Annotated in this window: 24 protein-coding genes; 16 read left to right on the plus strand and 8 right to left on the minus strand. The window is 69.7% G+C overall.

Annotated elements, in window-relative coordinates:
* The first annotated feature begins 92 nt into the window (after nt 1–92).
* The 4 genes from AC5Y6X_RS14245 to pimB all read left to right on the plus strand — a co-directional run bounded on the left by AC5Y6X_RS14245 (nt 93) and on the right by pimB (nt 3649).
* Nucleotides 93–347 (plus strand): hypothetical protein, encoded by a 255-nt coding sequence (locus AC5Y6X_RS14245; RefSeq protein ID WP_499987007.1) that lies wholly within the window; start codon nt 93–95, stop codon nt 345–347.
* Between the two features lie 243 nt (nt 348–590).
* Entirely contained in the window at nt 591–1685 is a 1095-nt protein-coding gene (gene ripC / locus AC5Y6X_RS14250) for a peptidoglycan hydrolase RipC (protein ID WP_499987065.1), read from the plus strand.
* Between the two features lie 25 nt (nt 1686–1710).
* Nucleotides 1711–2505 (plus strand): gluzincin family metallopeptidase, encoded by a 795-nt coding sequence (locus AC5Y6X_RS14255; protein WP_499987066.1) that lies wholly within the window; start codon nt 1711–1713, stop codon nt 2503–2505.
* A 4-nt stretch (nt 2506–2509) separates the two neighbouring features.
* The gene (gene pimB / locus AC5Y6X_RS14260) at nt 2510–3649 is read left to right on the plus strand and encodes a GDP-mannose-dependent alpha-(1-6)-phosphatidylinositol monomannoside mannosyltransferase (protein ID WP_499987008.1); all 1140 of its coding nucleotides are present in this window, start codon (nt 2510–2512) and stop codon (nt 3647–3649) included.
* Between the two features lie 67 nt (nt 3650–3716).
* On the opposite strand, the gene AC5Y6X_RS14265 is transcribed toward pimB, so the two are convergent.
* Nucleotides 3717–5519, minus strand: coding sequence for an AMP-dependent synthetase/ligase (locus tag AC5Y6X_RS14265; protein ID WP_499987009.1), 1803 nt, complete (start codon nt 5517–5519; stop codon nt 3717–3719).
* 146 nt (nt 5520–5665) lie between these two features.
* On the opposite strand from AC5Y6X_RS14265, the gene AC5Y6X_RS14270 reads away from it, so the two are divergent.
* From AC5Y6X_RS14270 to AC5Y6X_RS14290, 5 genes are all read left to right on the plus strand, one after another.
* The gene (locus AC5Y6X_RS14270) at nt 5666–6055 is read left to right on the plus strand and encodes a polyketide cyclase / dehydrase and lipid transport (protein ID WP_499987010.1); all 390 of its coding nucleotides are present in this window, start codon (nt 5666–5668) and stop codon (nt 6053–6055) included.
* A gap of 60 nt (nt 6056–6115) precedes the next feature.
* On the plus strand, nt 6116–6553 hold the full coding sequence (locus AC5Y6X_RS14275) for an SRPBCC family protein (protein WP_499987011.1): 438 nt from the start codon (nt 6116–6118) through the stop codon (nt 6551–6553).
* Entirely contained in the window at nt 6546–7820 is a 1275-nt protein-coding gene (locus AC5Y6X_RS14280) for an ArsA family ATPase (protein ID WP_499987067.1), read from the plus strand. Before AC5Y6X_RS14275 ends, AC5Y6X_RS14280 begins: the two co-directional genes overlap by 8 nt.
* Nucleotides 7817–8218, plus strand: a complete 402-nt coding sequence (locus tag AC5Y6X_RS14285; protein WP_499987012.1) for a hypothetical protein — start codon at nt 7817–7819, stop codon at nt 8216–8218. Before AC5Y6X_RS14280 ends, AC5Y6X_RS14285 begins: the two co-directional genes overlap by 4 nt.
* 87 nt (nt 8219–8305) lie before the next feature.
* The gene (locus AC5Y6X_RS14290; protein WP_499987013.1) at nt 8306–9037 is read left to right on the plus strand and encodes a lysophospholipid acyltransferase family protein; all 732 of its coding nucleotides are present in this window, start codon (nt 8306–8308) and stop codon (nt 9035–9037) included.
* An 11-nt stretch (nt 9038–9048) separates the two neighbouring features.
* Here AC5Y6X_RS14290 and AC5Y6X_RS14295 read toward each other — a convergent pair whose 3' ends face one another.
* Nucleotides 9049–10323, minus strand: coding sequence for a glycosyltransferase 87 family protein (locus AC5Y6X_RS14295; RefSeq protein WP_499987014.1), 1275 nt, complete (start codon nt 10321–10323; stop codon nt 9049–9051).
* A 113-nt stretch (nt 10324–10436) separates the two neighbouring features.
* Between AC5Y6X_RS14295 and AC5Y6X_RS14300 the strand changes: the two genes are divergently transcribed.
* From AC5Y6X_RS14300 to AC5Y6X_RS14315, 4 genes are all read left to right on the plus strand, one after another.
* Nucleotides 10437–11303 (plus strand): hypothetical protein, encoded by an 867-nt coding sequence (locus AC5Y6X_RS14300; protein WP_420715915.1) that lies wholly within the window; start codon nt 10437–10439, stop codon nt 11301–11303.
* 9 nt (nt 11304–11312) lie between these two features.
* Nucleotides 11313–11816, plus strand: a complete 504-nt coding sequence (locus AC5Y6X_RS14305; RefSeq protein ID WP_499987015.1) for a polyadenylate-specific 3'-exoribonuclease AS — start codon at nt 11313–11315, stop codon at nt 11814–11816.
* A gap of 34 nt (nt 11817–11850) precedes the next feature.
* Complete coding sequence (locus AC5Y6X_RS14310; RefSeq protein ID WP_324678759.1) at nt 11851–13236, plus strand: class II 3-deoxy-7-phosphoheptulonate synthase; 1386 nt, start codon at nt 11851–11853, stop codon at nt 13234–13236.
* Nucleotides 13237–13609: 373 nt separating this feature from the next.
* Complete coding sequence (locus AC5Y6X_RS14315) at nt 13610–14695, plus strand: methyltransferase (RefSeq protein ID WP_499987016.1); 1086 nt, start codon at nt 13610–13612, stop codon at nt 14693–14695.
* A gap of 96 nt (nt 14696–14791) precedes the next feature.
* Here AC5Y6X_RS14315 and AC5Y6X_RS14320 read toward each other — a convergent pair whose 3' ends face one another.
* Nucleotides 14792–15427, minus strand: coding sequence for a TetR/AcrR family transcriptional regulator (locus AC5Y6X_RS14320; RefSeq protein WP_499987017.1), 636 nt, complete (start codon nt 15425–15427; stop codon nt 14792–14794).
* Between the two features lie 66 nt (nt 15428–15493).
* Entirely contained in the window at nt 15494–16684 is a 1191-nt protein-coding gene (locus AC5Y6X_RS14325; RefSeq protein WP_499987018.1) for a protein kinase domain-containing protein, read from the minus strand.
* Between the two features lie 90 nt (nt 16685–16774).
* Here AC5Y6X_RS14325 and AC5Y6X_RS14330 point away from each other — a divergent pair, with 90 nt between their 5' ends.
* The gene (locus AC5Y6X_RS14330) at nt 16775–17179 is read left to right on the plus strand and encodes an Rv2175c family DNA-binding protein (RefSeq protein ID WP_324678751.1); all 405 of its coding nucleotides are present in this window, start codon (nt 16775–16777) and stop codon (nt 17177–17179) included.
* Here the strand turns inward: AC5Y6X_RS14330 and AC5Y6X_RS14335 are convergent.
* Both AC5Y6X_RS14335 and idsA2 read right to left on the minus strand, forming a co-directional pair.
* Nucleotides 17166–18701 (minus strand): alpha-(1->6)-mannopyranosyltransferase A, encoded by a 1536-nt coding sequence (locus AC5Y6X_RS14335; protein WP_499987019.1) that lies wholly within the window; start codon nt 18699–18701, stop codon nt 17166–17168. The genes AC5Y6X_RS14330 and AC5Y6X_RS14335 overlap by 14 nt on opposite strands.
* A gap of 4 nt (nt 18702–18705) precedes the next feature.
* Nucleotides 18706–19755: a bifunctional (2E,6E)-farnesyl/geranyl diphosphate synthase gene (gene idsA2, locus AC5Y6X_RS14340; protein WP_499987020.1), complete on the minus strand. Its 1050-nt coding sequence runs from the start codon at nt 19753–19755 to the stop codon at nt 18706–18708.
* A gap of 231 nt (nt 19756–19986) precedes the next feature.
* Between idsA2 and AC5Y6X_RS14345 the strand changes: the two genes are divergently transcribed.
* Nucleotides 19987–20880, plus strand: a complete 894-nt coding sequence (locus AC5Y6X_RS14345; RefSeq protein ID WP_499987021.1) for a mycobacterial-type methylenetetrahydrofolate reductase — start codon at nt 19987–19989, stop codon at nt 20878–20880.
* On the opposite strand, the gene lppM is transcribed toward AC5Y6X_RS14345, so the two are convergent.
* Nucleotides 20877–21521, minus strand: a complete 645-nt coding sequence (gene lppM / locus AC5Y6X_RS14350) for a lipoprotein LppM (protein WP_324679202.1) — start codon at nt 21519–21521, stop codon at nt 20877–20879. The genes AC5Y6X_RS14345 and lppM overlap by 4 nt on opposite strands.
* Nucleotides 21522–21618: 97 nt before the next feature.
* The gene (locus AC5Y6X_RS14355; protein WP_499987022.1) at nt 21619–22221 is read right to left on the minus strand and encodes a GNAT family N-acetyltransferase; all 603 of its coding nucleotides are present in this window, start codon (nt 22219–22221) and stop codon (nt 21619–21621) included.
* Between the two features lie 328 nt (nt 22222–22549).
* Between AC5Y6X_RS14355 and AC5Y6X_RS14360 the strand changes: the two genes are divergently transcribed.
* Nucleotides 22550–22954 (plus strand): SCO2097 family morphological protein, encoded by a 405-nt coding sequence (locus tag AC5Y6X_RS14360; RefSeq protein WP_324678740.1) that lies wholly within the window; start codon nt 22550–22552, stop codon nt 22952–22954.
* Nucleotides 22955–23305 lie beyond the last annotated feature (351 nt).

Genomic DNA, 23305 nt, shown 5'->3' on the forward strand with positions numbered 1-23305 from the left:
TCCCACGCCGCGCCGCGCCCGCGAAAGATGTCGGTGGTCGCGGTTAGCGTTCGGGTAGCCCGACCGGAGCGCGAGCGAGAGGACCCATCCCGATGGCACACAACAGCGGACCCGACAGCACAGGCGTCGCGACGCCCGGGCGGGGCGAACCGGTGGTGATCGACTGCGACGACTGCGCGGTGCGCGGCCCGGGGTGCCGCGACTGCGTGGTCAGCGTGCTACTCGGGGTACCGGAGACTTTGTTGCAGGACGAACGCGCCGCGCTCGAAGTGCTCGCCGAAGTCGGACTGGCGCCCCGATTGCGGCTGGTGCCGATTCACCGCGATCGCGGTTCCGGCGTCGCGTAAATGCCCTGTGCGCCAAAACCCCCGGAGGGTAGCGGCGCACCGGTTCTCGTTCACAAAGAATTGACAGAATTCTTTCCAATTTCTTAACGACCCGGTTTAGACAAACACCTATATCGTTTCGTAACCTGTTTGAGACCTAAACCAGCTCGACCGCGATGTGTCGATGGCCGTTTAAGGAAGCAAATCTTGAGTTTCGGCTCTGAGTATCCGATTGCGCGTGCCCTCACACGTTCGGTCGTCGCGATGCTGGCGGGCCTCACGGTTTTTGCAGGCGCTCTCGCCGCGAGCGCCGCGGCCGATCCGGCCGACGACGCGATGGCAAAACTCAACGAGCTGTCCCGTCAGGCCGAGCAGACCACCGAGGCGATGCACAGCGCGCAGCTCGACCTCAACGAGAAGCTGGCGGCCCAGCGGGCGGCGGAGAAGAAGCACGCCGACGATCAGGCCGCGGTGGACGCGGCCAAGGCCAAGCTGGCCAGCTTCCAGACCGCGGTCAACAAGCTCGCCGCCGCGACCTACATGGGCGGCCGGGTCAGCGGCATGGAGGCAATGCTGACCGCGGGGTCGCCGCAGGGCCTGATCGACAAGATGGCCGTGCAGCGGCTGATGGCGACCCAGATGCGCACGCAGATGGCGGGTTACCGGGCCGCCGGGGAACAGGCCGCCAAGGCCGAGCAGGCATCCGCCAAGTCGGCCGCCGCCGCCAAGAGCGCGGCCGAGCAGGCGGCCGCGGTGCGGGCCAGCCTGCAGTCCAAGCAGAGCCAGCTGCAGGTGCAGATCGCCGTCGTCAAGTCGCAGTACATGCAGTTGTCACCGGACCAGCGGACCGCGCTCGCCGACCCCGGGCCGGTCCCGGCGGCGGCGCCGGCACCCGGCGCACCGGCGCCGGACGCGTTGCCGCCCGGTGCTCCACCGCCGGGCGGCCAGGCACCGGGTGTGGCTCCGCCGCCCTTCGGACTGCCCGGCCCGCAGCCCGGCGGCGTGGGCGGCGGCGACCGCGCGACCGTCGTACAGGCGGCGTTGACGCAGGTCGGAACGCCGTATGTGTGGGGCGGCGCGGGACCCGGCGGGTTCGACTGCTCGGGCCTGGTGATGTGGGCGTTCCAGCAGGCCGGCATCTCGCTGCCGCACTCCAGCCAGGCGCAGGCTCAGGGCGGTCAGCCGGTGGCGCTGTCGGACCTGCAGCCCGGCGACGTGGTGACCTTCTATAACGACGCGTCACATAGCGGCCTCTACGTCGGCGACGGCATGGTGATCCATTCCTCCACCTACGGCCAGCCGGTGCGGGTGGTGCCGATGAATGCCGCCGGCCCGGTCCACGACGCCCGTCGCTACTGAACGCCGGCGCCGGGCCGCGAGAATTCTGCTGGCCGCCGTCCTCGCCGGTGAGCTGATCGCGGGCGCGGCGCTGCCCCCCGCCCCCGCCGAGGGCCCCAGCGCGGCGCCCCTGGTCGTCCGCGACCGGGTGGTCCACCTGCTCGGCGGTGGTCCGGCCACCGATCGGCTGCTGTCGCGCATCGCGTCGAACATCGGCGCCGCCGTCGACCGGGTGGAGGCCTTCTGGGGCGTCGACTGGCCGCGCGACATCTCGGTGCTCGCCGCCGTTTCCGACGACGAGTTCCGCGCCGCCGCGGGCGGCGGGCCGGCCCCGCAGTGGGCCGACATCGCGGCGGTGACGGTCGTCGACCGCGTCGACCCCGAGCACCGGGTGGCGATCGGCCAGCGGATCGTGTTCGCGCCGGGCGCGGCCGGCATGACCGAACCGGCGCTGCGAATAGTGTTGAGCCACGAGCTTTTTCACTACGCGGCGCGCGTCGACACCGCGACCGACGCGCCGCGCTGGCTGACCGAAGGGGTCGCCGACTTCGTCGCCCGGCCGATCGACCCGGTGCCCCCCGACGCGCGGTCCCTGGTGAGCCTGCCGTCGGACGCCGACCTGGACACGCCGGGGCCGCAGCGCTCGTCGGGATACGACCGGGCCTGGTGGTTCGCCCGCTTCGTCGCCGACGCCTACGGGGCCGCGAAGCTGCGGGAGTTCTACCTGGCCGCGTGCGGGGTCGGGCACGCCGGCCTGCCCACCGCGGTGCGCGACGTCCTCGGCACCGACTCGGCCGGGCTGCTCGCCCGCTGGAAAGAATGGATGGCAGGCGGGGCGTGACGCAGTGAGCCGGGTCCTGCTGGTAACCAACGACTTTCCGCCCCGACGCGGCGGCATCCAGTCCTACCTGGGGGAGTTCGTGGGACGGCTGGTTGCCGCCGGGTCGCATGCGGTGACGGTGTACGCGCCGCAATGGAAGGGCGCCGACGCGTTCGACGACGCCGCGGCCGCCGGTTATCGTGTGGTGCGCCACCCGGGCACCCTGATGCTGCCCGGCCCGACGGTCGACGCCCGGATGCGCCGGCTGATCGGCGAGCACGGCATCGACACGGTGTGGTTCGGCGCGGCCGCGCCGCTGGCCCTGCTGGCGCCGCGGGCCCGGCAGGCGGGGGCGAAGCGGGTCGTGGCCAGCACGCACGGCCACGAGGTGGGCTGGTCGATGCTTCCGGTCGCCCGATCGGTGCTGCGGCGCATCGGCGACGGCACCGACGTCGTGACCTTCGTCAGCCGCTACACCCGCGGCAGGTTCGCGTCGGCCTTCGGGCCCGGGGCGTCGTTGGAATACCTGCCGCCGGGGGTGGACACCGACCGGTTCCATCCCGATCCGGCTGCCCGCGCCGAGCTGCGGCGGCGCTACCGGCTGGGCGATCGGCCGACCGTTGTGTGCGTGTCCCGCCTGGTGCCGCGCAAAGGCCAGGACATGCTGATCAGGGCGTTGCCGTCGATCCGGCGGCGCGTCGACGGGGCCGCGCTGCTGATCGTCGGCGGCGGCCCATACCTGGAGGCGCTGCAGAAGCAGGCCCTGGCGTGCGGTGTGGCCGACCACGTGACCTTCACCGGCGGCGTGCCGACCGCCGAGCTGGCCGCCCACCACGCGGTGGCCGACGTGTTCGCGATGCCGTGCCGCACCCGCGGCGCGGGCATGGACGTCGAGGGCCTGGGCATCGTGTTCCTGGAGGCCTCGGCGACCGGCGTGCCGGTGGTCGCCGGGCGGTCGGGCGGCGCGCCAGAAGCCGTGCGGCACAACAAGACCGGGCTGGTGGTGGACGGCCGTTCGGTGGACGAGGTCGTCGGCGCCGTCACCGGGTTGCTCGCCGATCGCGATCGGGCCGCCGCGATGGGCGCCGCGGGGCGCGAGTGGGTGACGTCGCAGTGGCGCTGGGACACGCTGGCCGCCCGGCTGGCCGACCTGTTGCGCGGCTAAGGACGGCGAGCAGACGTAAAAGCCCCCAAAACCGCATGGTTTTGGGGGCTTTTACGTCTGCTCGCCGTCAGTCCTTGGTGTAGATCGCCTCGATGTCGGAGGCGAACTTCTCGGCCACCACGTTGCGCTTGACCTTCATCGTCGGCGTCAGCTCGCCGCTGTCCTCGGTGAAGTCGACCGGCAGGATGCGGAACTTGCGGATCGACTCGGCATGCGACACCGACAGGTTGGCCCTCTTGACGGCCGCGTCCACCTCGGCGACCAGGTCCGGGTCGGTGGCCAGGTCGCCCACCGAGGCGCCCGCCGGCTTGCTGTTGCGCTCCTTCCAGCCGCCGAACGATTCGGGGTCGATGGTGATCAGCGCGCCGATGAACGGCTTGGCATCCCCGACGACCATGGCCTGGCTGATCAGCGGGTGCGCCCGCAGCTGGTCCTCGAGTACCGCGGGGGCGACGTTCTTCCCGCCCGCGGTGACGATGATCTCCTTCTTGCGGCCGGTGATCGTCAGGAAGCCGTCGTCGTCGATGGCGCCCAGATCGCCGGTCTTGAACCAGCCGTTGGCGAACGCCTCCTCGGTGGCCTGCTCGTTGCGCCAGTACCCGCCGAACACCACGCCGCCGCGCACCAACAGCTCCTTGTCCTCGGCGATGCGCAAACTGTTGCCGGGCACCAGCTTTCCCACGGTCCCGATCTTCAGCGCCTCGATCTGGTTGACCGTGATGGCCGCGCTGGTCTCGGTCAGGCCGTAGCCCTCGTAGATGGTCAGGCCGACGCCGCGGTAGAAGTGGCCCAGCCGCGCGCCCAGCGGTGCGCCGCCGGAGACGGCGGCGCGGCAGTCGCCGCCCAGCGCGGCGCGCAGCTTGTGGTAGACCAGCCGGTCGAACACGGCGTGCTTGGCCCGCAGCAGCGGCCCCGGCCGGCCGTCGTCGTGAGCCTGGCTCCAGTCGACCGCGGTCTGCGCCGCCCGCTTGAAGATCCAGCCCTTGCCGTCGTTGACGGCGTTCTGCTCGGCGGTGTTGTACACCTTCTCGAACACGCGCGGAACCGACACCACCACAGTCGGTTTGAACACCCCGAACATCGGCAGCAGGTTCTTGATGTCGCTGGTGAAACCGACAGTGACCTTGCTGGCGAACGCCGACAGGGTCAGCGCCCGGGCCAGCACGTGGGCCAGCGGCAGGAAAACCAGCAGCCGCTGCCCCTTCGTCAGCAGCGTGGGCAGGCACTCCTGGGTGCCGCGGATCTCGTGCAGCAGGTTGGAGTGGGTGAGCTGGCAGCCCTTGGGCCGTCCGGTGGTGCCCGAGGTGTAGATCAGCGTCGCCGGGTGCTCGGCGCGCAGCGCCTCGAGCCGGGCGGTCAGCTCGGAAGGGTCGACCGACGCGCCGGCCTCGACAAGCTGGTCGAGCGCCCTGGGGCCCGAACCGTCGATGTGCAGCACCCGGCGCAGCGCGGGCAGCTCGCCGGCGAGCTCGGTGACGATCGCCGCGTGCTCGTCGGTTTGGGCGAAGGCCAGCACCGCCTCGGAATTCTGCAGCACCCAGCGCACCTGCTCGGCCGACGACGTCTCGTAGATCGGCACGGTGACGGCGCCCACCGACAGGATGGCCAGGTCGAGGATGGCCCAGTCGTAGCAGGTGGCGGAAAAGATCGACACCCGGTCACCGGCCTGCACCCCCAGCGAGATCAAACCCAGTGCGGCGGAACGAATCTGGTCGGCGGCCTCGGCGCACGTGACGTCGGTCCAGACGCCGTCGATCAGGCGTTGGTAGATGGCGAAGTCGGGGTCGTCGCGCTCGTGCTCGAAGACCGCCGCCGCGACGTTGTCGCGCTCGCCGACGGAAAAGCGGGCGGGGACGCTGTACTCACGCACTCTTGACCTCGTTTGACCTAGTGACGTTGCCGGGCTCCGGCCTTGTCGACCAGCCTAATCCGACCATTCGCCCAGCACCGCGACGGTCCGGCGGCCACGGTGAGGTCGTCGATCGGCGCCCGGGCCCGGTGTGTGAAGCTGGGGCGGTGCACAGCATCCAGATCGCCGACCAGACGTTCGTCGCCGCCGACGGCGCCCGGGTCGGCGCCGCGGTCTCCGATCGGTCGAAGTGGCGCCGCTGGTGGCCCGACCTGCGGCTGCAGGTCGTCGAGGAGCGCGGCGAAAAGGGCATCCGCTGGGCGGTGACCGGCGGGTTGACCGGGACCATGGAGATCTGGCTGGAGCCCTGCCTGGATGGCGTGGTGCTGCACTACTTCCTGCACGCCGAGCCGACCGGCGTCGCCGCCTGGCAGCTGGCCAAGCTGAACCTGGCGAAAATGACGCACCGCCGGAGGGTGGCCGGCAAGAAAATGGCCTTCGAGGTCAAGGCGACACTGGAACGGTCGCGTCCGGTCGGGGTTTCTCCGGTAGTTTAGCCGGGTCAGGTTTTCGCACGGGCCGGTCGACCCGACTGCGACAGAGAGGGCAGCAGCCAGGTGGCGGAGAAGACGACGCAAACCATCCACATCGAAAGCGACCCCAACACGGTGCTGGAGGTGATCGCCGACATCGATTCCTACCCCGAATGGATCTCGGAGTACAAGGAAGCCGAGGTGCAGGAAAGGGGCGCCGACGGCTACCCGAAGGTCGTGCGATTCGTGATGGACGCCGGCGTCATCAAGGACACGATGGTCATGTCCTACGAGTGGCCGGCCGACCGCCGGTCGCTGAGCTGGACCCTGGTCTCCAGCTCGCTGTTGCGCTCCCTTGAAGGCTCATATCGCTTGGCGCCCAAGGGTTCTGGTACCGACGTCACCTACGAGCTCTCGGTGGATCTTGCCATCCCGATGATCGGGTTGCTCAAGCGAAAGGCCGAGCGCAGGCTGACCGACCACGCGTTGAAGGATCTCAAGAAACGAGTCGAGGCTGAGTGAGTCTGCGCAGCCCTGCCCGGCCCGGATCAGCCTCTTCGTAGGGAAGGGCGGGGTGGGGAAATCCACCCTGGCATGTGCCACCGCGGTCTGCGATGCGAGCGAGGGCCAGCGGGTGCTGGTGGTGTCCACCGACCAGGCGCACTCGCTGGGCGACGTGCTGGGCGTGCCGGTGCCGCCGTGCGGCCGCGACGATCCGGTGCGGGTGTTCGCCGATCTCGAAACCGATGACGCCGGGGCCGGCGGCGGCTTTCTCGACGCGCTTGCCTTGGACACCCTGGCGCTTCTCGAGTCGCGGTGGCACGACGTCGTCGCCGCGCTGGATCGGCGGTTCCCCGACTCCGAGCTGAGCACCATTGCCCCCGAAGAACTCTCGGCGCTGCCCGGCATCCAGGAGGTGCTCGGCCTGCACGCCGTCGGCGAGCTCGCGGCGTCCGGGCGATGGGACCGCGTCGTCGTCGACTGCGCCTCGACGGCGGACGCGCTGCGCATGCTGACGCTGCCCGCCACCTTCGCGCTGTACGTGGAGCGCGCGTGGCCGCGCCATCGCCGGCTGTCCATCGCCGCCGACGACGCCAGGTCGGCCGCGGTGGTGGAACTGCTGGAGCGCATCAGCGCCAGCGTCGACGCGCTCGGCGCGCTGCTGACCGACGGCGAGCTGGTCGGCGCGCACCTGGTGCTGACGCCCGAACGGGTGGTCGCGGCCGAGGCGGCCCGGACGCTGGGTTCGCTGGCGCTGATGGGTGTCCGCGTCGAGGAGCTGATCGTCAATCAGGTCCTGACCGAGGACGAGTCCTACGAGTACCGCAACCTGCCCGACCACCCGGCCTTCTACTGGTACGGCGAACGCATCTCCGAACAGCGTGCCGTGCTCGGCGAACTCGACGCCACCATCGGCGACGTGGCCCTGGTGCTGACCCCGCACCTGTCCGGGGAACCCATCGGCCCCAAGGCGCTAGCCGGGCTGCTCGACGGAGCCCGGCGCCGGCGTGGGGCGCCGCCGCCCGGGCCCCTGCGCCCTATTGTTGACCTGGAATCCGGGTCGGGACTTGGGTCGATATACCGCATGCGGCTAGCGTTACCCCAGCTCGATCCCGGCGCGCTGGCGCTGGGGCGGGTCGACGACGACCTGATCATCAGCGCCGGCGGGCTGCGGCGCAGGGTTCGGCTGGCGTCGGTGCTGCGGCGGTGCACGGTGCTGGACGCGCATCTGCGGGGCAGTGAGCTGACAGTTCGTTTTCGACCAGATCCGGAGGTGTGGCCTAAGTGAGTGGGGCTCATCCCGACCTCGGTCCCGAGTTGCGCAAGCTCGCCCAGGCGATCCTGGACGGGATCGACCCGGCGGTGCGGGCCGCGGCCGCGTTGACGGCCGGCGCCGGCGTCGGCACCGGCAAGTGCCAGCAGGTGTGGTGCCCGGTGTGCGCGCTGGCCGCGTTGGCCACCGGCGATCAGCACCCGCTGCTCACCGTCATCGCCGACCACAGCATCGCCCTGCTCGAGGTGATCCGCGCCATCGTCGACGACATCGACCGGTCCGCCAAACCGGCACCGCCACCGGACGGCCCGCCCGGCGGCGGCGTCCCGACCGAGCCGAACGGCGGGGCCGCCCCGGCCGATGCCGCGGCGAGGACGCGTTACCAGCCGATCCCGGTCACCGTCGAGGAGTGATCCCCCGCAGCGAAGGTTGGTTCCTTGCGCTGCGGGTCGGTACAGTTGGCGCCAACACCATCATCGAGTCGGGCGAGAGGGAGGGCCATGTGGTACTGGCTGTTCAAGTACGTCCTCCTGGGCCCGTTGCTGACGGTCCTCGGTCGGCCGAAAGTCGAAGGCCTGGAACACGTTCCGAGTTCGGGGCCGGCGATCCTGGCCAGTAACCACCTGGCGGTGATGGACAGCTTCTTCCTGCCGCTGGTGGTGCGCCGCCGCATCACCTTCCTGGCAAAGTCCGAATATTTCACCGGCACCGGACTCAAGGGCTGGTTCAGCCGCTGGTTCTTCACCGCCGTCGGGCAGGTCCCCATCGACCGCTCCAGCGCCGACGCCGCGCAGGCCGCGCTCAACACCGCCGAGCAGGTGCTGGCCCAGGGCAAGCTGCTGGGCATGTACCCCGAGGGCACCCGCTCGCCCGACGGGCGGCTGTACAAGGGCAAGACCGGGCTGGCCCGGCTGGCGCTGCACACCGGGGTCCCAGTGATCCCGGTGGCGATGATCGGCACCAACGTCGTCAACCCGCCCGGCACCTCGATGCTGCGCTTCGGGCGGGTCACCGTGCGCTTCGGCAAGCCGATGGACTTCTCCCGATTCGAGGGGCTGGCCGGCAACCGCTTCATCGAGCGGGCCGTCACCGACGAGGTGATCTACGAGCTGATGGGGCTGTCCGGCCAGGAGTACGTCGACATCTACGCGGCCAGCCTCAAGGAACACGGCTCCAACGGTCAGGGGCCGGCCGCCGACGCGGCCCGGATCCCCGAGACCGCCGTCGGGTAGCGCCCGACGGGTCAGCCGACGGCCGAGGCCGGCGCCAGCGGGGTCGCCGCCGGGTCCTGCGTCCCCACCCGCGCGGTGACGGCGAGTCCCGCGGTGACGATGACCGCCAGCGCCCACCACACGTAGGACGTCCCGACGAGCTGGCGCCACCAGTTCGCGGTCGTCTCGTGGTGCTTGGGAAGCAGGTCGATCGGCGTCCACCTCATCACCGCCACTCCGGCCAGGCTGACCGCCGCCAGCGCGACGCTGCGCCGTCGCCACGCCAACACCCCGGTCACCAGCACTGCTGGCAGCGCCCAGACCCAGTGGTGCGACCAGGACACCGGCGAAACCACGAGGCCGAACAGGGCGACGCAGACCAGCGCCAGCGCCGGCTCCCCGGCCCGCAGCACCCGCCGCATCGCCCAAATGGTCAGCGCCAGCACCACCAGGCACGCGGCCACCCACAGCGGGAAGCGTTCGTGCTCGCCGAGCCCCAGCCGGGCCAGCGCGCCCGCGATGTTCTGGTCGGTGTTCAGCGCCGTCTCACCGATCCGGTCGGTGTGGTGCACGGTGTGGGTCCAGTACTCCCACGAGTCGCTCCACGCCAACACGAAACCCAGCAGCGTGGCGCCCGCGAAAGACGCCATCGCCGCCCATGCCGCGCGGTTGTCGCGACGCAGCACGAAATAGAGCAGAAACACCGCGGGGGTGAGCTTCAGCGCCATCCCCAGGCCCAGCAGCAGCCCGCGGGGCCACAGCGTGCGGCGCGGCAGGCAGTCGGCGAGCACCAACGTCATCAGCACGACGTTGATCTGGCCGAAGGCGAAGTTCGAGGTGATCGGTTCCAGCCAGATCGTCGCCGCAGCCGCGATCAGCACGGCCAGCCACAACCGGCGCAGCCAGGCCGGCCCGGGTAGCACCCGGGAGGTGCTGCACACGCCGAGGCTGGTCAGCACGATCGTCGTGGAGGCGACCAGCAGCGCGGAGGTCAGCACCGTGATCGCGACGCTGGCGGCCGGCATGTGCAGCCAGGAGAACGGGCAGAACACGATGGCGGCCAGCGGGGGATAGGTGAACGGCAGGTTCAGCCCGATGGGTGTGTGAAACAGCACGTCGCCGCGGTACAGCGGGCGCCCGTCCAGCCAGGCCTGTCCGCCCATCTGATAGATGTCGATGTCGATGCGGTAGGGCGTGTGCCCGAACAGGCGCCCACCCACGTAATACAGCGCCGCGGCGGCCAGCAGCCAGAGCAGGCACCACAGCAACACCCGCAAGCCCACGCCGGGCGCCCGCCATCTACTCATGTCGCAGAACAGCGTAATCGGTGTCGGCGCCGCGACGTGCCACAGCGCGGCTCCACCCCTGCCCGACGGTGCAGGCGTACGTTTCTAGAGTGCTCCACTGGTTCGTGTTCGGACTGACCCATTGGTTCGCCCATGACATCCACGAGGGTGGCCGGCTGCCGCTGCTGTGCTGCCTGGTGGCCTTCATCCTGACGTTTTTCGTGGCGCGAACGTTCGTCCGCATCATCCGCCACCGCGCCGAGGCGGGTCTGCCGACGCGCTGGTGGCAACCACGCAACGTCCACATCGGCGGAGTGCACATCCACCACGTGACCTTCGGGGTCGTCATGGTGTTGGTTTCCGGGCTGACGCTGGTGACCCTGTCCATAGACGGGCACGAACCCGAGTTCGTCTTGGCGGCAACCTTTTTCGGGATCGGCGCCGCACTGGTCCTCGACGAGTACGCGTTGATCCTGCACCTGTCCGACGTCTACTGGTCCGAGGACGGCCGCACGTCGGTGGACGCGGTGTTCGCCGCGGTGGCGGTGGCCGGGCTGCTGATCATGGGCCTGCACCCGCTGATGTTCTTTCTGCCGATCTGGCACGGCGCCGAAACTGGATCGGTGGTGCTGCGGGCCGCGGTAGGCACCGCGATGGCCTTGACGTTGCCGCTGGCCGTGGTGGTGGTGCTCAAGGGCAAGGTGTGGACCGGCCTGCTCGGGATGTTCATCGTCGTCCTGCTGGTCATCGGCGCGGTCCGGTTGTCGCGCCCGCACGCCCCGTGGGCCCGGTGGCGCTACACCACCCAGCCGGACAAGATGCGGCGCGCGCTGCAGCGGGAACGCCGGCTGCGCCGCCCGGTGGTGCGGGTCAAGCTGTGGGTGCAATGCGCGATCGCGGGCACGCCGGGCCTGCCCGACGAACGCGCCGTCGACGCCCAGCTCGACCACGACGTCCACCCGGCGCCGGCGCCCACCGGGCCCATCCTGATCGGTAGATAGCCTTTCGGGGTGCGGTACTTCTACGACACCGAGTTCATCGAGGACGGCCGCACCATCGAGCTGATCTCGATCGGGGTGGTCGCCGAGGATGGCCGCGAGTACTACGCCGTGTCCACCGAGTTCGACCCCGAGCGCGCGGGCAGCTGGGTGCGCGCCAACGTGCTGCCCAAGCTGCCGCCCCCGGCCTCGCCGTTGTGGCGCTCGCGCAAGCAGATTCGCCTGGACCTGGAGGAGTTCTTCGGTGTGTCCGGCGCCGACGCCACCGAGCCGATCGAGCTGTGGGCCTGGGTGGGCGCCTACGACCACGTCGCCCTGTGCCAGTTGTGGGGCCCGATGCCGGGCCTGCCGAAGGCGTTGCCCCGCTTCACCCGGGAGCTGCGTCAGTTGTGGGAGGACCGCGGGTCCCCGCCGATGCCGCCACGCCCGCGCGAGGCGCACGACGCCCTGGTCGACGCCCGCGACCAGCTGCGCCGATTCCGGCTGATCACCTCCGGGGATGGGTGTTCGCCCTGATCAGGCGTTAGCCGTCCCCGGTTACCATGGACCGATGAACTGGACCGTCGACATCCCGATCGAGCAGCTGCCGCCGCTGCCGCCGCTGCCGCCTGACCTGCGCGCCCGCCTGGACGCCGCACTGGCCAAGCCGGCCGCTCAGCAGCCCAGCTGGCCCGCCGACCGGGCCGAGGCGATGCGCACGGTTCTGGAGAGCGTGCCGCCGGTGACGGTGCCGTCCGAGATCGTCCGGCTGCAGGAGCAGCTGGCCCAGGTCGCGCGGGGCGAGGCGTTCCTGCTGCAGGGCGGCGACTGCGCGGAGACGTTCGTTGACAACACCGAGCCCCACATCCGCGGCAATGTCCGCGCCCTGCTGCAGATGGCCGTGGTGCTGACCTACGGCGCCAGCCTGCCCGTGGTGAAGGTGGCCCGCATCGCGGGACAGTACGCCAAGCCGCGATCCGCCGACATCGACGCGCTGGGCCTGCGGTCCTACCGCGGCGACATGATCAACGGATTCGCCCCGGATGCCGCGGCGCGCGAACACGATCCGTCGCGCCTGGTGCGGGCCTACGCCAACGCCAGCGCGGCGATGAACCTGGTGCGGGCGCTGACCTCGTCGGGGCTGGCGTCGCTGCACCTGGTGCACGACTGGAACCGCGAATTCGTCCGGACCTCGCCGGCCGGGGCGCGCTATGAGGCGCTGGCCACCGAGATCGACCGCGGGTTGCGGTTCATGAGCGCCTGCGGGGTAGCCGACCGCAACCTGCAAACCGCCGAAATCTATTCCAGCCATGAGGCTTTGGTGCTCGACTACGAGCGCGCGATGTTGCGGCTTTCGGACGTCGAAGGGACGCCGCAACTGTACGACCTGTCGGCGCACACCGTGTGGATCGGCGAGCGGACCCGTCAGCTCGACGGCGCGCATGTCGCGTTCGCCGAGGTGATCGCGAACCCGATCGGCGTCAAGATGGGCCCGACGATGACGCCGGAGCTGGCCGTCGAGTACGTCGAGCGGCTCGACCCGCACAACAGGCCGGGCCGGCTGACGCTGGTCAGCAGGCTGGGCAACAACAAGGTGCGCGACCTGCTGCCGCCGATCGTGGAGAAGGTGCAGGCCACCGGTCATCAGGTGATCTGGCAGTGCGACCCGATGCACGGCAACACCCACGAGTCGTCGAACGGGTACAAGACGCGGCACTTCGACCGCATCGTCGACGAGGTGCAGGGCTTCTTCGAGGTGCACCGGGCGCTGGGCACCCATCCGGGCGGCATCCACGTCGAGATCACCGGCGAGGACGTCACCGAGTGTTTGGGTGGCGCGCAAGACATTTCGGACCTGGACTTGGCGGGTCGCTACGAGACGGCGTGCGACCCGCGGCTGAACACCCAGCAGTCGCTGGAGCTGGCCTTCCTGGTCGCCGAGATGCTGCGCGACTGACCTTTTTGCCCGCGAGCGTGCACAGTTGTACGCCACACGCGGCGTGCCGCCGTACAGACACGAACGCTCGCGCAAAGGGGTAAGCGCTACAGCTTTACCCCGCCGCAACCCCGAGGGGCGGCCCGACAGCGGCCCCACCGGCCAAGCATCCGCTCGCTGTTGCCGCGGTAAATGCGAGCATCGCCGCGATGACCAACTTCGTGGCTAACCGTGACATGACGACTCCGTTCATCTGGTCCCTGCCAGCACTCTAGGCGGAGCGCCAGCGTATTTCAATGACTATTGAAATATTGCCGGTTTGCGCGCATAGTTCCTAACTCAAGCCACGGAACGCTCGTCCATCGTGGCGAAGGTGAACGAGAAAGGTACTTACGTGGCATCTAAGGTTCCGCCGGTCAGGGTCGCGCGTGCCGTCGAACGTGCACGCCAGCACCTGTCGCGTTTGCGGCAACGCTCGGCTCCGCCCGCGGTGGTGATGCTGGAATTGATCCTGAACGCGTGGGTGGCTCAGGCTGTCACATCCGCAGCGGATCTTGGCTTGGCAGACGCCCTGGCGGATGGCCCATTGTTCGGCGAGCAGCTGGCAGACCGGGTCGGCGCCGACGCCGACGCTCTGCGGCGACTCATGCGCGCATTGATCGGCATCGGGATTTTCACCCAGCGCGGCGACGGGCGCTACGCACTTACCCCGCTCGCGTCGACGCTGCGCACCGACGCGCCAGTGTCGATGGCCGGCATGGCGCGGTGGGTCGGGTCGCCACAGCATCGCGAGCACTGGAGCCACCTGACGGAGGCGATCCGGACCGGGCGTCCGGTGCTCCCGAGGCTTCGCGGCAAACCGGCCTTCGAGTACCTGGCCGAGGAAGCGGAGCTGGGTGGGATTTTCAACTCCGCCATGACCAATCTGTCCGAGTTCGCGACCTTGCCCTTGACCGCGGCCTACGACTTCAGTGCCTTGGGCACGATCGTCGATGTCGGTGGCGGACACGGTCGGCTGTTGGCGGCGATCCTGCAGACGGCTCCGAATTCGCGCGGCGTGCTGTTCGATCTTCCGGAGGTCGTGGCGGACGCCCCGGAGTTGCTTCGCAAATACGGTGTCGGGGACCGCGTCCGGATCGAGGAGGGCTCGTTCTTCGATTCCGCGCCCGAGGGTGGCGACGCGTATGTGCTCAAGAACGTCATCCACGACTGGTCCGAGGAGGACGCGGTCCGCATCCTGAAGAATGTCCGCACCGCGGCCCGCCCCGGCACGCGACTGTTGCTCTGCGAGTTCGTCATTCCCGACCACGACCGCGACTTCCACGGCAAGTGGGTGGACATCGAGATGCTGGTCGTCGCCGGCGCGCGCGAACGCACCGCGGACGAGTACGGCCGGCTGTTCGACCAAACCGGTTTCCGGTTGAACCGCGTCGTCGACACCGTGTCGCCGCTCAGCATCGTTGAGGCGACCGCGGTATAGCCGAGGCTGGGCGGAGTGGAGCGCTAAGGCGAGTGGCGAGATCTCGGCACGGCCGAAACATCCTGCCGTCCTGCGTATTTCGGTGCCTTGGCAGGGTTACTGCGATGGCAGGTCCAGCCCCAGCTCGTCGGCGGGGCCGGTTAAGAAGTGGTGCACCGCGGGCCCCACTAACCTGACCACCTCTTCGACCCCGAGCGACGACAGAGGCGGCACACGCATGATGTAACGCAACATCGCGGTGCCGACGAGGTTGGTCGCTGCCAGCATCGCGCGCAGTCGCGCTTCAGCGCCACCGCCCAAAGCGGTTGACACCGCGGTGAGCAGATAGTCGTGCAAAAAACCGCGAAACGCTTCGTTGGCATCGCGATTGGACGTGGCCGATTGCACCATTGAGGTCATGCTCGCGGCAGAATCGGGTTGCTCCCAGATACCGAGGTAGGCCCGCACCACGCGGCAGCCCAAGTCGTCGTCTTTATCGGCGAGCTCGGCCGTCAGCAGGTCAGACGGCAGCACCAACTTCATCGATTCGCGAAACAATGCCGCCTTCGAGCCGAAGAGATAGATGACCATCGACGGATCTACTCGCGCATCCTCGGCAATCGCTCGCAGCGTCGTCTTGTCATAGCCGTCCACAGCGAACTGCCGCTTTGCCGCGCTGAGGACCGCGTCGCGCGATACCGGCTCGCCTTGGCGTCGCCCTCGCCGCTTCGTCATTTCCCCAGGTGACGGCATGCGCGAACCATATCATTTCAATTTCTGTTGAAAAGGTCATTCTGGGGACAGTGCATTCGTCACGAATCACAGTAGGCCGGTCAGGTTGCTGCCGATCGTCCAAGCCGCGGTCGCGACCAGCCCGGTGAGCGCCAGCACCACCGCCACCCAGACCAGCACCATGCGCCGGGCGTGCTGACGCTCCAGCGCGAACTCGCCGATCGCGATGCCGGCGAATTCGCCTGCGGCGGGCTCGTATTCGTATTCGCCGGCCTCGGGCCGGGCCGGGGGTTCGGGCTCGGGCCAGTCGCCGGGGTCACGGGTCAGCTGGCGGGTGGGGTGGCGACGCTCGGTCCTGCGGCTCTGCTGCGCCGCCGCCGACCGGTGCTGCGCGGAGTTGCGCGGGGCCGGCACCCGGAAGTCGGGCAGGCCCAATTCGTCGGCGATCGCGTCGACGTCGGCGGCCATCTCGATCGCGTCGGCGTAGCGGTCGGCGGGGTCGCGCGCGGTCGCACGCGCCACCAGCTCGTCGAATTGCCGTGGCACACCGTCGATCGCGGCGCCGGCCCGCGGCACGTCGGAATCCAGCCGCTGGTAGGCGATCGCCAGGGGCGAGTCGCCGGTGAACGGTGTGCGCCCGGTCAGCAGCTCGTAGGTGAGGATGCCGAGCGCATAGACGTCGCTGCGCGGGCTGCTGCTGCCGTTGCGCACCTGCTCGGGGGACAGGTAGGCCGCGGTGCCCAGAATGACGCTGGCGGAAGTGATTCCGGCGGCGGCGACGGCGCGCACCAGCCCGAAGTCGGCGATCTTGACGTCGCCGTCGTCGGAGATCAGGACGTTCTCCGGCTTGACGTCGCGATGCACCAGACCGGCCAGGTGCGCGGCTGCCAACCCGCCGAGCACCGGGCGCAGCACGGCGACCACGGCGTGCGGCGGCATCGGGCCGCGCTCGGCCAGCAGCTCGCGCAGCGTGCCGCCCTCGATGAGCTCCATCACCAGAAACGGGTGCCGGGCGTCGATACCCTGGTCGTAGACCGCGACCAGGCCGGGATTCTTCAGGCGGGCGACGGTGCGGGCCTCGAGCTGGAAGCGGGTCAGGAATTGCGCGTCGCCGGCGTAGCGGGAGTCCATCACCTTCAGCGCCACCGGGCGGTCGAGCCGGGTGTCGAGTCCGCGATAGACCGTCGAGGTGCCGCCGCTCGCGATCTTCGCCTGGACCAGGTAGCGGCCGTCCAGCAACGCGCTTTCCAATGGGTCGCCCGTCCCGGCTCCGGTCACGGGGCCATCGTAGGGGCGGCGCCGAGATTGGCGGTGGAACATTGGGTTCAACGCGCACACGCTGTCGCACGGCGGGCCTACACTTGCGCCGTGGGCAGTTTTCCGGCCGGCGACGATGTCCTAGATCCCGACGAGCCAACCTACGACCTGCCGCGGGTCGCCGAGTTGCTCGGGGTGCCGGTGAGCAAGGTGCAACAGCAGCTACGGGAGGGTCACCTGGTCGCGGTGAAACGCGGCGGGGGCGTGGTGGTGCCGCAGGTGTTCTTCACCAATTCCGGCGAGGTGGTCAAGAGCCTGCCGGGGTTGCTGACGATCCTGCACGACGGCGGCTATCACGAGACCGAGATCGTGCGCTGGCTGTTCACCCCCGACCCGTCGCTAACGGTCACGCGCGACGGCACCCGCGACGCCATCAACAACGCCCGCCCCGTCGACGCGCTGCACGCCCATCAGGCCCGCGAAGTGGTGCGCCGGGCGCAGGCTATGGCGTACTGAGCCGCTGATCGACCGGCCCGGGCGCCCGGTACAGAGTGCGCCAGGCGACCAGCGCGCACGCCAGGGCCAGGAAAACGTGCAGCCACGAATACATCCCGTGCGACCCGTCGGGCTTGAAGATCACCATCACCCAGGTGGAGAACGCGGCGATGGCCGCCACCGCTCGCCGCGACTGGGCCAGCGGGGCCGCGACGGCCAGCGGCCAGGAGTAGTACCAGGGCAGGGCCGCCGGGACGAACAGCACCACGATCAGCATCGACCAGGCGATGCCGGCGAGCGCGGCCCGGTCGTCGCGGCGGAAGCGCCACCACAGCACCGGCAGCGACACGGCGATGATCGCGATCCCGATGAGGCGGGTGATCCGCAGCGTGGCGTAGAAGTTGACCGGGAAGAGGCCGCTGCCCAGGGCGTGGATCAGGTTGGCCGCCGCGGTCGGCACCGTCAGCCAGTTGATGATCTTCACCGAGCCGGCCAGCGCGGTCAGCCAGCCCAGCCCGACACCGGCGATCGCCGACAGGATGCCGAACACCACGGTGAAGGTCAGCAGCGACAGCGCGGTGGCCGCCAGGAACGCGGGGACGGTCCGGTAGCCGCGTCGATCGCGCAGGTGCCGCATCCACACCCACACCAGGAACGGCAACGCGATACCGGCGGTGGCCTTGACCGCGATCGCGACGGTGATCAGCGTGACGCCAAGTGCGTGGCGGCCCTGGAAGGTCAGCGCGATTCCGGCGGCCATCAGGCCGACCATCAGCATCTCGTTGTGCACCCCGCCCATCAGGTGGATCAGCACCAGCGGGTTGAGCACACAGATCCACAGCGCGGTCGCACCGCTGGTGCCCAGGTGGTGGGCCAGCCGGGGCGCGGCCCAGATCAGCAGCGCCAGCCCGGGCAGCATGCACAGGCGCAGCAGCATGGTCCCGGCGATCACGTGATTGCCGACCACCATCGTGACCACCTTGGCAATCAGGATGAACACCGGGCCGTAGGGTGCGGTGGTGATGGTCCAGATGGGGCTCACGTTGTCCAGCAAGGCATTCGGGTTGGCAACCGGACCCACGGCGTACGGGTCGAAGCCGTCGCGCAGCAGGGCGCCCTGGGCCAGATAGGAGTAGGTGTCCCGGCTGAAGACGGGCACCGACACCAGCAGCGGCGCCAGCCAGAAGCCGGTGGTGGCCCTCATCGTGAACTCGGTCGCGGTGCCGTCCAGCACGCGGCGGCCCAGCGCCAGCCACGCGATCAGCATCAGGCCCACGCCCGTCCACAACAGGATCGACGACAGCACCAGCCCGTGCCCGAAGCGCAGCCAGGACATGTGCATCGCTTCGAGCAGGGGGTCGTGCGGCTTGATGCTGCCGGCGCCCAGCCCGCCCAGCGTGATCAGCACCGAGCCGCAGAAGCCCAGCCGCGCAGGCCCCGCCTCCGGCGTGGCAACGAAGGCGCGCAACCGTGAAAACCGTTGGGCGAAAGGATGTTTCGTTGCCGACGGGCGTTCCGCCGGGGTGTGCGTCGGGGTGGTCATCGGTTCAGGCGGCCCGGTTGGTGGCCATCTTGGCCAGATCGGACAGCCCCGCCTTGGCCGCGTCGCTGATCGGCGCGGCCGCCAGGGTGGCCAGCGCCCGCCGGGTGAGCTCGGCGATGCGTTGCTCGGCCGCGGCCAGCGCGCCCACCGACTCGATGATGCCGCGCAGCTCGCCCACCTGCGCGTCGGTCAGCCGTTCGCCGATCGAGCTGCGTAACACGTTGGCCGCCAACGGATCCGACTTGTCCGCCAACTCCACCGCCTCGGCCAGCAGCACCGTGCGCTTGCCCGACCTCAGGTCGTCGCCGGACGGCTTGCCGGTGACCGCGGGATCCCCGAACACGCCCAGCACGTCGTCGCGCAGCTGGAACGCCACGCCGAGGTCGGTCCCGAACCGGTCGAAAACGGCTTGCACATCGGGCCGGTCGGCGGCGGCGGCCACGCCGAGCTGCAGCGGCCGGGTCACGGTGTAGCAGGCGGTCTTGAAGGTGGCGACGTTCATCGCCGGCGCGATGGACTCGGCGGCGCCGGCTTCGGCGGCGATGTCGAGGTATTGCCCGCCCAGCACCTCGGCTCGGATCTCGGCCCACACGCGCCGCACCCGCGACCGGGCGTCGGGGGGTATGCCCGCCTCGAGGACGATGTCGTCGGCCCAGGCCAGCGCCAGGTCGCCGAGCAGGATGGCCGCCGACATCCCGAACCGGTCGGGCGAGCCGCGCCAGGCCTGGTCGCGGTGCAGTGCGGCGAAGTGGACGTGAACCGTCGGGCGGCCGCGCCGGGTGGAGGAGCCGTCGATCACGTCGTCGTGCACCAGCGCGCAGGCGTGCAGCAGCTCCAGCGCCGAAAACAGCAGCAGCACTTCGGGATCGGGCTCCGCGGTCGCCACCGCGCGCCAGCCCCAGTAGGCGAACGCAGGCCGAATCCGCTTGCCGCCGCGCAGGACGAAGTCTTCCAGGGCGGCGACCAGGGCGCCGTATTCCGCGCCGATGTAGGCGGTCTCGGTGCGCCGGTCGTGCAGGTACCGCCGAAGCCGGTCGGTGACGGCGCCGGTCAACTCGGCGGTTGCCGCTGCCGCTGGGGCATTTGGGCTCAGCGCGGCGCCCCCTTCTGCTCGGCGTGGTGATGCTGGTCTATGGGCCCGACCAGTGTATTCGGCGCGGGGCGCGGGCCCGATCCCGACATCGTCGGTCCCCGATGGGCACGAGTTGCTTCGAGTGGCTCACCTTCTCGCCCCTATGCTGGCGGGGTGCCTGGGCGTGGGCACCCGACCGAGGGAAGGAGCCGCGTGACCCTCAGCACGATCGCGCTCGAGCTGGTGCCGCCGAACGTCGAGGACGGTCGGGACCGGGCACTCGACGATGCGCGAAAAGTTGTGCGGTACTCGGCGGAGTCCGGTCTCGAGGGCCGGATCCGGCACGTGATGATCCCGGGGATGATCGCCGAGGAGGACGACCGTCCGGTCGCGATGAAGCCGAAGCTGGACGTGCTGGACTTCTGGTCGCTGATCAAGCCGGAGTTGCCGGGGTTCAACGGCCTGTGCACCCAGGTGACCGCGTTCTCCGACGAACAGTCCCTGCGCAAGCGGCTCACCCTGCTGTCCGACGCGGGCATGCAGGGCGTGGTGTTCGTCGGCGTGCCGCGCACGATGAACGACGGCGAGGGCTCCGGCGTCGCGCCGACCGACGCGCTATCGATCTACCGCGACCTGATCCCCAATCGCGGGGTGATCCTGATCCCCACCCGCGAGGGCGAACAGGGCCGGTTCAACTTCAAGTGCGACCGGGGTGCGACGTACGGAATGACGCAGTTGCTGTACTCCGACGCGATCGTCGGCTTCTTGACCGAGTTCGCCGAGAACACCGACCACCGGCCGGAGATCCTGCTGTCGTTCGGCTTTGTGCCCAAGGCGGAAAGCCGCGTCGGCCTGATCAATTGGCTGATTCAGGATCCGGGCAATGCCGCGGTGGCCGACGAGCAGGCGTTCGTCAAACGGCTGGCCGCCAGCGAGCCCGCGCAGAAGCGCCAGCTGATGGTCGATCTGTACAAGCGGGTGATCGACGGCGTCGGCGACCTCGGATTTCCGCTCAGCATCCACCTCGAGGCGACCTACGGGGTGTCGGGCCCGGCGTTCGCGACGTTCGCGGAGATGCTGGCCTATTGGTCGCCCGACGCGCCCTAGCCGGGTGGTTGGTCGCGGGGCGCGGTGAACCGCTCGGAGCGGTCCCGGCCGACCCAGGCCAGCACGCCGACCACGGCGGCGGCCGCGAAGGACGCGATGCCCAGCCAGACGCCCGCGCCGGTGAACGAACGCGTGTTGGGATCGGTGTAGCGGGCCTGGGCGTTCATCGTGCTCACCACGCCCGGCTTGAGCTTCCACGACACGACGTCGGGCTCGACGCGGTCGCCGTTGGTCGAGGTCACCACCCCGGGGAAGGCGACGGTCAATTCGACGTCGGCGTCGCTGTCGGTCACCGACGTCAGATCCGCCCGGCCCTCCATGATCACCACGCTGCCGCTTCTGCGCAGCGACAGGTTCACGCCCTGCGCGTCGGGGTTCATGTGCACCAGCTGCGGCACCTCGGCAAACGTCAGATCGGAGAACACCGCCTGCGACCCGACGTAGCCGTCGCTGTCGTAGTTCGACACCGCCACCTTCTGGCCGAACGGCAGATCGCCGCCGAGCTGGGGGCCGGGGTCCTTGGGGCTCTTCGGCTTGGCGGCCGCGATGACCTCGCCGGACACCAGGTCGTCGGGCGAGATGGTCAGCGACGCCCTGACCCGCAGGCATCCGGTGGCCAGCGGGACGAGCAGCAGCAGCATCGCGATGACCAGCAGGCGGCGCCGCCGAGCGGTGAATCCTCGGGCTTTCGGCGCTGACGGGCGGGCGGGCACCAGGTCATCGTGCCAGATCCGGTCGCTACAGGGGCAGCGCGCGGCCCAGGATCGCGAATGCCCGCGGATCGCCGGCGAAGTGGTAGCCGCGGATGATGTCGGCGAATCCCAGCCGCCGGTACAACCGCCAAGCGCGGTTGGGCTCACCGTTGGTCTCCGGCGTGGAGAGCAGGACGTTGCGTTCCGCGCGGCCGGCGAGCAGCCGGCGGGCCAGCGCCTCGCCGAGGCCGCGGCCCTGCGCGCGGGGATGAATGTGTAATTCGGTCAGCTCGAAGTAGCTGGTCATCAGCCGGGTGATCTCCTGATGCGGCAGGCCGCCGCGCTGCAGGCCCAGCACGACCTGCTGCTGCCACCACTGACCGGGCGCGCCGGGGTAGCCGTAGGCGACGCCGAGCAGCGGCGCGTCGCTCAGCTCGGCCGCCGACGGCGGCTCCGGGCCGGACGGCGCGTCGGCCTCCACGACGGCGGCGCCCTGCCAGCCCTGGCGCCGGATGTGCTCCAGCCACATCGCGGCGCGCTGGTTCTCGGTGCCTCTCGGGTAGCGCATCGCGTCGACGTAGACCCCGAGGGCGTCACCGAGGCGGCGCTCCATATCGTGCGGCGGCAGATCGATGAGGAATATCGCCAACTCGCGGAGTCCTCCTCAGCCTCATGCAGTAGCCCGGCCGTGCGACCTATCGCCATTATCGGACCCGACGCGCGGCGTTGCTCGAGCGGTCGCCTCCGCAACGGGGTTGTAGCGCACCGCCGTTGCGGCCGACATGATCGTCGGGTCCCAGTCGGGTCATCGTCGGGTCATTGCCGGGATGATCGCGACGATGCACCAGGGATAGAATCGCTGCCGAACCAGTGGTACGCCGCAGATTGACCTCGTATCATCTGAGTTAGTTGCCCCCAAAACGGGCATCCGCGTGATATCGATAGTTACGTGCCAAGCGGTCGGCAAGGAGGGACGAATGCCACTCTCCGATCATGAGCAGCGGATGCTCGATCAGATCGAGAGCGCTCTCTATGCCGAGGACCCCAAGTTCGCTTCGAGCGTGCGTGGCGTGGGCTTCCGGGCGCCGACCGCGCGACGGCGGTTGCAGGGCGCGGCGCTGTTCGTCATCGGTCTGGCCATGCTGGTTTCCGGCGTGGCGTTCAAGGCCACGATGATCGGGAACTTCCCGATTCTCAGTGTCTTTGGCTTCGTCGTGATGTTCGGCGGGGTGGTGTTCGCCATCACCGGTCCGCGGTTGTCCGCCCGGTCGGGCCATTCGGGGTCGCTGCCGGGATCGGCGCGCCAGCGTCGCAGCAAGGGCGGCGGGGGCTCGTTCACCAGCCGCATGGAGGACCGGTTCCGTCGCCGTTTCGACGAGTAGCCCCAATCATCTGATACGCAGCGCCTGACACAGCGGGGTAGCCGACGGCTACCCCGCTTTCGCGCTCGAGCCCGATTCGAGCCCCAATCGAGGCCAAACCGTCGCCCGCCGCGCCCCTCCCGGCCGGTTTTGGCCCCCACTGCGCCCCACCCACCAACTTCTCCCGCGTGAAATGCGGTTTTCCGGCGCGACAATCCGGTGCCGCGGCGGGGTCTCGCGGCCGTCGCACCGACCTAGGTGGCGGAAAGCCCGGAAAATTCTCCGACGACACCGCGTGAATGGGGCGAAGTGGGGGATTGTGGGGTATGGTGGCTGAAGCGTTTGGGTGAGGCGAGAGCCGGGTCTGGCCGG

The sequence above is a fragment of the Mycobacterium sp. NGS26 genome, assembly GCF_059813025.1.

What these genes read in the sequence shown, in the direction of transcription:
- AC5Y6X_RS14245 (WP_499987007.1), top strand. Translation starts at nt 93, where the DNA reads ATGGCACACAACAGCGGACCCGACAGCACAGGCGTCGCGACGCCCGGG.
- ripC (WP_499987065.1), top strand. Translation starts at nt 591, where the DNA reads ATGCTGGCGGGCCTCACGGTTTTTGCAGGCGCTCTCGCCGCGAGCGCC.
- AC5Y6X_RS14290 (WP_499987013.1), top strand. Translation starts at nt 8,306, where the DNA reads ATGTGGTACTGGCTGTTCAAGTACGTCCTCCTGGGCCCGTTGCTGACG.
- AC5Y6X_RS14295 (WP_499987014.1), bottom strand. Translation starts at nt 10,323, where the DNA reads ATGAGTAGATGGCGGGCGCCCGGCGTGGGCTTGCGGGTGTTGCTGTGG.
- AC5Y6X_RS14310 (WP_324678759.1), top strand. Translation starts at nt 11,851, where the DNA reads ATGAACTGGACCGTCGACATCCCGATCGAGCAGCTGCCGCCGCTGCCG.
- AC5Y6X_RS14320 (WP_499987017.1), bottom strand. Translation starts at nt 15,427, where the DNA reads ATGCCGTCACCTGGGGAAATGACGAAGCGGCGAGGGCGACGCCAAGGC.
- AC5Y6X_RS14335 (WP_499987019.1), bottom strand. Translation starts at nt 18,701, where the DNA reads ATGACCACCCCGACGCACACCCCGGCGGAACGCCCGTCGGCAACGAAA.
- lppM (WP_324679202.1), bottom strand. Translation starts at nt 21,521, where the DNA reads ATGCTGCTGCTGCTCGTCCCGCTGGCCACCGGATGCCTGCGGGTCAGG.
- AC5Y6X_RS14360 (WP_324678740.1), top strand. Translation starts at nt 22,550, where the DNA reads ATGCCACTCTCCGATCATGAGCAGCGGATGCTCGATCAGATCGAGAGC.